General features: G+C 68.7%; 6 protein-coding genes and 1 riboswitch. Of the genes, 3 read left to right on the forward strand and 3 right to left on the reverse strand.

Going from position 1 to position 8705, the window contains the following annotated elements; translation table 11 throughout:
* Window positions 1-185: 185 nt before the first annotated feature.
* Window positions 186-319, forward strand: a riboswitch (cobalamin riboswitch).
* 123 nt (window positions 320-442) lie between these two features.
* The 3 genes from ABZ281_RS25240 (at window position 443) to ABZ281_RS25250 (ending at window position 5018) form a co-directional block, all read left to right on the forward strand.
* A complete protein-coding gene (locus tag ABZ281_RS25240; RefSeq protein ID WP_356658936.1) occupies window positions 443-2800 on the forward strand; it encodes a ribonucleoside-diphosphate reductase subunit alpha in 2358 nt (785 codons plus the stop codon).
* Entirely contained in the window at window positions 2800-3807 is a 1008-nt protein-coding gene (locus tag ABZ281_RS25245; RefSeq protein ID WP_356658938.1) for a ribonucleotide-diphosphate reductase subunit beta, read from the forward strand. The genes ABZ281_RS25240 and ABZ281_RS25245 overlap by 1 nt, the downstream gene beginning before the upstream one ends.
* Before the next feature lie 248 nt (window positions 3808-4055).
* Complete coding sequence (locus tag ABZ281_RS25250) at window positions 4056-5018, forward strand: helix-turn-helix domain-containing protein (RefSeq protein ID WP_356658940.1); 963 nt, start codon at window positions 4056-4058, stop codon at window positions 5016-5018.
* A 14-nt stretch (window positions 5019-5032) separates the two neighbouring features.
* Here ABZ281_RS25250 and ABZ281_RS25255 read toward each other — a convergent pair whose 3' ends face one another.
* The 3 genes from ABZ281_RS25255 to def all read right to left on the reverse strand — a co-directional run bounded on the left by ABZ281_RS25255 (window position 5033) and on the right by def (window position 8419).
* The gene (locus ABZ281_RS25255) at window positions 5033-6403 is read right to left on the reverse strand and encodes a cytochrome P450 (RefSeq protein ID WP_356658942.1); all 1371 of its coding nucleotides are present in this window, start codon (window positions 6401-6403) and stop codon (window positions 5033-5035) included.
* On the reverse strand, window positions 6400-7485 hold the full coding sequence (gene cyc1, locus ABZ281_RS25260) for an epi-isozizaene synthase (protein ID WP_356658943.1): 1086 nt from the start codon (window positions 7483-7485) through the stop codon (window positions 6400-6402). The genes ABZ281_RS25255 and cyc1 overlap by 4 nt, the downstream gene beginning before the upstream one ends.
* A 283-nt stretch (window positions 7486-7768) precedes the next feature.
* Window positions 7769-8419: a peptide deformylase gene (gene def / locus ABZ281_RS25265; RefSeq protein WP_356658945.1), complete on the reverse strand. Its 651-nt coding sequence runs from the start codon at window positions 8417-8419 to the stop codon at window positions 7769-7771.
* Between the last annotated feature and the right edge of the window lie 286 nt (window positions 8420-8705).

Here is an 8705-nt window from a genome sequence, read left to right on the forward strand (position 1 = left end):
GGTGCTGCCGCTCGCCCCGGCCACCCGGATCGCCGTGGTGGGGCCGCTCGCCGACGAGTGCAAGCTCGACTCCCGCACGCTCCACCGGGGCATGGACCTGCTGGGCATCCGGACGCCCGAGCGGCTCTGAACCCTGCCCCTGGCGACAGGCCGAGGTCGGCACTCCCCCCGTCGAAACCCAACACAAGATGTATGCTCATGCTCGCTGTCACCGCAGGGGAATCCGGTGCGAATCCGGAACTGTCCCGCAACGGTGTACTTGTGCATGTTTCGTGCACAAGCGTCAGTCCGAGGACCTGCCGACAGTGCACCCGGCCACCCGGCCGGTGTGCCCTGACGTCCGGGCCTCGTGGAATGGGCCGGTGGACGCGACGCCGCGTGCGCTCGTGTGCTGCCCCCTGCCCTCGACGAGGCCCCCGTGCCGAGCGAGGGAGAGCCCCACGTGACCATCGCGCCAGCCGAACCGGTCTCAGCCACCGAGGAGAAGCACGACGCTCCCGGTACCGCACTGCTGCGGACCCTGACCGAGCTGACCGCCGACCTCCCCGACGCCGACCCCGGCCGGGTCGCCGCCGCCGCGCTGCGCGGCCGGTCCGCCGCCGCGGACGAAGCGGAGTTGCGGGAGCTGGCGACGGAGGCCGCGGCCGGCCTGATCTCCGAGGACCCCGCCTACTCCCGACTGGCCGCCCGGCTTCTGACCATCGGCATCCGCGAGGAAGCCGCCTCGCAGGGCGTCACGTCCTTCACCGAGTCCGTGGCGGTGGGCCACCGCGAGGGCCTCATCGCCGACCGCACCGCCGAGTTCGTCCGGCTGCACGCGGTCCGGCTCGACGCCCTGATCGACACCGGCGCCGACGACCGCTTCGGCTACTTCGGCCTGCGCACGCTGCACAGTCGCTACCTGCTCCGGCACCCGATCACCCGCAAGGTCGTCGAGACGCCCCAGCACTTCATGCTGCGGGTGGCGAGCGGCCTCGCCGAGGACGACACCACCCGCGCACTGGAGGAGGTGGCGTCCCTCTACGGGCTCATGAGCCGCCTCGACTACCTGCCCTCCTCCCCCACCCTCTTCAACTCGGGCACCCGGCACCCGCAGATGTCGTCCTGCTACCTCCTCGACTCCCCCAAGGACGAGCTGGACTCCATCTACGACCGGTACCACCAGGTGGCCCGGCTGTCGAAGCACGCCGGGGGCATCGGAGTCGCCTACTCCCGCATCCGCGCCCGCGGTTCGCTGATCCGCGGCACCAACGGGCACTCCAACGGCATCGTGCCGTTCCTGAAGACCCTCGACGCCTCGGTCGCCGCGGTGAACCAGGGCGGTCGGCGCAAGGGCGCGGCCGCGGTCTACCTGGAGACCTGGCACTCCGACATCGAGGAGTTCCTGGAGCTGCGCGACAACACCGGTGAGGACGCCCGCCGCACGCACAACCTGAACCTGGCGCACTGGGTACCGGACGAGTTCATGCGGCGCGTGAACGCCGACGCGCGGTGGTCGCTGTTCTCCCCCTCGGACGTGCCGGAGCTGGTCGACCTGTGGGGTGGGGAGTTCGACGCCGCGTACCGGGCGGCCGAGGCGAAGGGGATCGCGAAGAAGACCCTCCCCGCCCGTGAGCTGTACGGCCGCATGATGCGCACCCTCGCGCAGACCGGCAACGGCTGGATGACCTTCAAGGACGCCGCCAACCGCACCGCCAACCAGACGGCCGAAGCGGGCCATGTCGTCCACTCCTCCAATCTCTGCACGGAGATCCTGGAGGTCACCAGCGACGGGGAGACGGCGGTCTGCAACCTGGGCTCGGTCAACCTGGGTTCCTTTGTCGACACATCGACCGGTGACCTGGACTGGGAGCGGCTGGACGAGACCGTCCGTACGGCCGTGACCTTCCTCGACCGGGTCGTCGACATCAACTTCTACCCGACCGAGCAGGCGGGCCGCTCCAACGCCCGCTGGCGCCCCGTCGGCCTCGGCGCGATGGGCCTCCAGGACGTCTTCTTCAAGCTGCGCCTGCCCTTCGACTCCCCCGAGGCCAGGGCCCTCTCCACCCGTGTCGCCGAGCGCATCATGCTGGCTGCTTACGAGGCCTCCGCCGACCTCGCCGAGCGCAACGGACCGCTGCCCGCCTGGGAGAAGACCCGTACGGCCCGGGGCGTGCTGCACCCCGACCACTACGACGTGGCGCTCACCTGGCCGGAGCGCTGGGCGGCCCTGCGTGAGCGCGTCGCCACGACCGGCATGCGCAACTCGCTGCTCCTCGCCATCGCCCCCACGGCCACGATCGCCTCCATCGCGGGCGTCTACGAGTGCATCGAGCCGCAGGTCTCCAACCTGTTCAAGCGCGAGACGCTGTCGGGCGAGTTCCTCCAGGTCAACTCCTACCTGGTGGACGAGCTGAAGCGGCTCGGCGTGTGGGACGCCCGCAGCCGGGAGGCCCTGCGCGAGGCCAGCGGCTCGGTGCAGGGCTTCGCCTGGATCCCCGAGGACGTGCGTGCCCTCTACCGCACGGCGTGGGAGATCCCGCAGCGCGGCCTGATCGACATGGCGGCGGCCAGGACCCCGTTCCTGGACCAGTCCCAGTCCCTGAACCTGTTCCTGGAGACGCCGACCATCGGCAAGCTCTCCTCGATGTACGCCTACGCCTGGAAGTCCGGGCTGAAGACGACGTACTACCTGCGCTCGCGCCCGGCGACCCGCATCGCCCGCGCCGCCCAGGCCACTGTCCCCGCGCAGGCCACCCCGGACCCCGAAGCGGTCGCCTGCTCCCTGGAAAACCCCGAGTCCTGCGAGGCCTGCCAGTAATGAGCACCCAGAACCTTCTCGACCCCGGCTTCGAGCTCACCCTGCGCCCCATGCGCTACCCGGACTTCTACGAGCGCTACCGGGACGCCATCAAGAACACCTGGACCGTGGAGGAGGTCGACCTCCACTCGGACGTCGCCGACCTCGCCAAGCTGTCACCGGCGGAGCAGCACCTGATCGGCCGGCTGGTCGCCTTCTTCGCCACGGGCGACTCCATCGTCGCGAACAACCTGGTGCTGACGCTGTACAAGCACATCAACTCCCCGGAGGCGCGGCTGTACCTGTCGCGCCAGCTCTTCGAGGAGGCCGTGCACGTCCAGTTCTATCTGACGCTGCTCGACACCTATCTGCCCGACCCGGAGGATCGCACGGCGGCCTTCGCGGCCGTGGAGAACATCCCGTCCATCCGCGAGAAGGCCTCGTTCTGCTTCAAGTGGATGGACTCGGTGGAGAAGCTCGACCGGCTGGAGACCCAGGCCGACCGCCGCCGCTTCCTGCTCAACCTGATCTGCTTCGCCGCGTGCATCGAGGGCCTGTTCTTCTACGGCGCCTTCGCGTACGTCTACTGGTTCCGCAGCCGGGGGCTGCTGCACGGCCTGGCCACCGGCACCAACTGGGTGTTCCGCGACGAGACGATGCACATGTCCTTCGCCTTCGACGTGGTCGACACCGTCCGCAAGGAGGAGCCGGAGCTGTTCGACGACCAGCTCCAGCAGGAGGTGGAGGGCATGCTCCGGGAGGCCGTCGAAGCCGAGCTGCAGTTCGCGCGCGACCTGTGCGGGGACGGCCTGCCGGGCATGAACACCGAGTCGATGCGGCAGTATCTGGAGTGCGTCGCCGACCAGCGGCTCACCCGCCTCGGCTTCACTCCTGTCCACGGCTCGCAGAACCCCTTCTCCTTCATGGAGCTCCAGGGGGTTCAGGAGTTGACCAATTTCTTCGAGCGACGGCCTTCCGCGTACCAGGTGGCGGTGGAGGGCACCGTCGACCTGGACGAGGACTTCTGAGCCGGCACCTCTTCGCGGGCCTCCTGGGCCTCCCGGATCTGACGGTCGATGCGCCTCTCGCGCACCAGGCCGATCACGGACGGGAGGATCAGGAGGACCAGAATCCCGAGTGTGGCGGTCAGTCCGATGAGTGCTTCGATCTGGTTCGTGTTCATGGACACCACTGTCGCGCCGATTGCTCCTTACCGTCAGTGGCAGTACTGCCGTAGACCCTCGAATTACTGCCACGGACGAGGCACACTGGATCCATGCTGCAGAACGTGGCCGTCGCCCTCCTCGACGGCGTGAACCCCTTCGAACTCGGCGTGGTGTGCGAAGTCTTCGGCACGGACCGGAGCGACGAGGGCCTGCCGGTCTACGACTTCGCCGTCGCCTCGGCCGAGGGCCCGGTGCTGCGCATGAACTCGGGCTTCTCGCTCCAGGTGGAGCACGGCCTGGAGCGGCTGGAGACGGCCGATCTGATCGCCGTGCCCGCGGGGTACAGCTACGCGTCCCGGGAGTTCCCGCCGGAGCTGCTGGACGCCCTGCGTCACGCGGTCGACCGCGGTGCGCGCGTGCTGAGCGTCTGTTCCGGTGTCTTCGTGCTGGCCGCGGCCGGGCTGCTGGACGGCCGCCGGTGCGCCACGCACTGGAAGCACGCGAAGGACCTCGCCCGGCAGTACCCGCGCGTGGCCGTAGAGCCGGACGTGCTCTACGTCGACGAGGACCCGGTGATCACCTCCGCCGGCACGGCCGCCGGCATCGACGCCTGCCTCCACCTGGTGCGCAAGGAGCAGGGCACCGAGGTCGCCAACAAGATCGCCCGGCGGATGGTGGTGCCACCGCACCGCGACGGCGGCCAGGCCCAGTACATCGAGCGCCCGCTCCCCCACTCCGAGGGCGACACGATCGGCGAGGTGCTGGCGTGGATGGAGCGCCATCTCGACGAGGAGGTCACCGTCGAGCAGCTCGCCGTCCACGCCCACATGTCCCCACGCACATTCGCCCGCCGCTTCCAGCAGGAGACCGGGACCACGCCCTACCGCTGGATCCTGCGCCAGCGCGTGCTGCTGGCCCAGCGGCTGCTGGAGGCGACGGGCGAGACCATGGACGCGATCGCCGGCCGCACGGGATTCGGCAACGCGGCCACCCTGCGCCACCACTTCGTCCGGGCGGTGGGGACGACCCCGAACGCCTACCGGCGGACGTTCAGAGGCCCCGAGGCGGCCTGAGCCCGAGGGCGCTCTCACCTCGCCACCGGCCGCACCCGCAGGTCGTGCGGCCGGAGCGTGATCCCGACGCGGGTGGCGTCCTTCGATCCCGCCACCTGCTCGAAGCGGTACCTGGTGGCCAGCGCCGCCGTGACCAGCGTCAGCTGGGCCATCGAGAAGTGGTCGCTGGGGCACTTGCGGTTGCCGACGCTGAAGGGACTCATGGCGTGCTTCGGAATGTCCTTGACCCGGTCCGGAAGCCAGCGGTCGGGGTCGAACTCCAGGTGCCGCTCGTACGACTTCGGGTCGCGCTGGATCGCGTACGGGCTGTAGATGATGTCCGCCCCGGACGGAATACTGTATCCACCGAGTTCCGTGTCCCGCACCGCCCGGCGCGTCAGAATCCAGACGGCCGGGCTCAAACGCATGGACTCGACGACGACATTGTTGGTGTGCCTGAGTCCTCGGACGTCTGCGAATGCCACCGGCCTCCCGCCGGTGACGGCTTGCACTTCGTCATGGACCCGGTCGGCGTGTTCGGGGTGCTCCGCGAGCATATGCAACAGCCACATGATCGTGGAGGCGATGGTTTCACTGCCGGGGGTGAGGATGGCGACGACCTGATCGTGGATCTCCTGTTCCCCGATCGGGTCGCCATTCTCGTCCTTCGCCTCCAGCAATGCCGTCAGCAAATCGTCCGGCTTTTGACCGGATGCCCTGCGCTCGGCGACGATCTCGTCGACGAGGAGATGCAAATCGGCCAATGCGCGGTTGAATTGGCGATTGGCCGGGAGCGGCAGGTTGTAGAGCGGCCCGAGCGGGACCACCATCCGCCGGTACATCCCACGGAAGACGGTGGCGAGAGCGACGCACAACCGCTCCGCCCGCTCGTCCATGTAGTCGCCCCGCAGCAGACAGCGGGCCGCGATGCGCACGGCCGCCCGGAACGACTCCGACGTGCAGTCGATCGTCTCACCGGGCTTCCAGCGCTCGGTCAGCGCATGTGCCTCCTCCTCCATGATCGGGCCGTAGCCGGGGATGGCGTCGAGCCGGAAGGCGGGCTGGATGGTGCGCCGCTGGCGCCGGTGGCGCGGGCCGTTCGCCGTGGCCACCCCCTCCTTGCCGAGCAGACCCTCCAGGGACTCCCACAGCGGTCCGGCGATGATGAAGTCGTTGCTCAGCGCCAGGGCGCCGGTCAGGGCCGGGGCGGTGACCGCGTACACCGTCTTCGGCCCGAGCTTCAGCCGCACGACGTCGCCGTGCTCGCGCAGCCGGGACATGAAGGCCAGCGGGTCACGGGCCAGCTTCCAGCCGTGCCCGAGCACGGGGACACCTCCGCCCGCCCGGGGCGGTTCCCGCAGCTCCACGGCGGGCGGGGTTTCGGGCTGCACGGACTCGACGGTCATTTCTCACCTGCCGCTTCGTTGTTGACGTACGGGGGCGTGGACCGGTCGTCCCAGCTGTCGACCATGTACCGGCCGGACTCGTGGTGGAACCAGTAGACGGAACTGAACCAGTTCCGCATATTGCTCAGGCAGGCCCGCACGGCGGCGCTCAATTCCTTCCCCCGCACGGATCCGTCGGCGAGGTCGTCGGCGAACCGTAAGGCTTCCTGCTCGACGTCGAGGAAATCGGTGATACTTTTCTCGACTCGGCACCTGACATCCACGACGGCCTGTTCCAGAGTCAGCCCCTCGTGAGTGATGAGACTGATTCCGAGATTGTGCACCTCGTCGCCCGCAATTTCCTTGGGGAGCGAGCACAGATCGTTGTACCAGGCGGCGAATTCCTGGCTCAGCAGCGCCGCCCGCCGATACGCCGGGTGTTTTCGCACGGCGTCGGGGAGTTCACAGCCGGCGGTCGGCTCCAGCAGGTCCGTCCATATCCAGTGCGCGAAGGTGAGCCGGCGCAGTTGCAGGTATTCCTCGACCGTCGGGACGATTCCCCGGGTGCGGTTGTGGAACTCCCGGTCGTACGCGCCGATCACCGCGTGGAAGTGCCTGGCGAACCGGAGGTTCCACGTCTGGGGCAGGAACGCGTACAACCGCAGCACGCTGTCCGCGAACCCGGCGACCAGTGCGTCCTCGTGGTGCAGGTGCTCCTCAGGGGAGTCGAGGGCCGCGTGCAGCCGGTCCCTCAGCAGCCGCCAGGCGACAGGACGGCCGTGCACGATGTCGCGGTCGTGACGGTCGTCCCAGACGAAGAACCACGCGCTGTAGTCGGCGATCGCCTGCATGACCTCGTCGGAGGCGCCGATGTAGTACCCGGCCATGAGGTCGGTATAGCAAAGGCCGTCGGCATATTCCTCCACCTTGTCCGCCGGCATGAGCCGCTTTTCGAGCAGCCAGGCCCGGGTCTTCTCCTGGCACTTCGGCCAATACGGGTGGAGTTGCCGGGGAAACTCCGCCTCGATCACCGGGAGAGAGAGCGACGGTGGAACTGCGATCGTGACCGGTGTCGATGTGGTGCCGTGTGACAAAGCATGCACGAACTAACCCCTCCTCAGCCGCCAGTTGGCGCGGGCGCCCCTCCCTTCGTGCCGGGCGTGCGCCGTTGCATACCCCGCTCATCCCATTCAGCACTACAACTGGCCGCTCTGGGAACGCATTTGCTTCATTCACTCCCCCACAGTGCCGGGAACCTCCCGTTGTGTGACGACCGGCGGATCGCCTGGAGAGCAGAAGCGATCGAACGTGCGACGGACAGGCGAACGGCGTCTGTTCTGGGTGGGAAACCCGAACAGACGCCGTGTGCCTGGTGAGGCTGAGGTCTCAGTCGTTGGCCACGACCGGGTAGCGGGGCTCGTTCTCGGCCATCTGCCGCAGTGCATCCTTGCGTTCCCGCTTGGAGAGCCGGTCGATGTACAGGTAGCCGTACAGGTGGTCCGTCTCGTGCTGCAAACAGCGTGCGAAGTATCCGGTGCCGCGCACCTTGATCGGGTTGCCCTTCTCGTCCTGCCCGGTCACCTCGGCGTAGTCGGGCCGTCCGAGCGGCGCGTACGCCGTGGGCACCGACAGGCAGCCCTCGTTGCTGTCGTCCAGGCGGCGCTTGTCGGCGGGCAGTTCGACGAGTTTGGGGTTGCAGACGACGCCGGTGTGCCGGACGCCCTCGTCGTCGGGGCAATCGTAGATGAAGACCTTCGCGTCCACACCGATCTGGTTGGCGGCGAGGCCCACGCCCTCGGCGGTGCGCTGGCTGGCGAACATGTCCGCGACGAGCTGCTGGAACGCGTCGCCGAAGTCGATGACGTCCTTGCACTCCTTGTGCAGCACCGGGTTCCCGACGACGGTGATCGGCCGCGAGTTCCCCCGCTCCCGCCAGGCAGCCTCGCGCTCCTCGCAGTCCGCCGTGTCGATCACGTACCCCTCGTCATCGACGGGGAGCACACCCGCGCGCTGCTGATCGGTGTCCTGCTGAGCCATGACGTCTTGTACGCCTTCCTGAAACTGACCGGGCGGAGATCCTGATACAGATTACGCCGGTGTCGGACGCCCCTTCTTGTCCTGGGGGCGCGGGGCTGTGCCGATGCGCCGGCTCCGCCGCGTGGGCGCGATCAGCCCCCACGGCACCGCACCCGTCGGAGGGCCTAGTGCCGCGGCAGGCAACGTTTGCACGTCAAGGAGCGGCGTCCGGTGCGTGCTCTCGGCGTGCCGGCCGGAAGCCCACGTACAGGACGTACTCGGGGTTTCGGCCGGTGCGGCGAGTGGG

Origin of the sequence: Streptomyces sp. NPDC006265 (assembly GCF_040613555.1) — a bacterium.
Classification (GTDB): Bacteria; Actinomycetota; Actinomycetes; order Streptomycetales; family Streptomycetaceae; genus Streptomyces.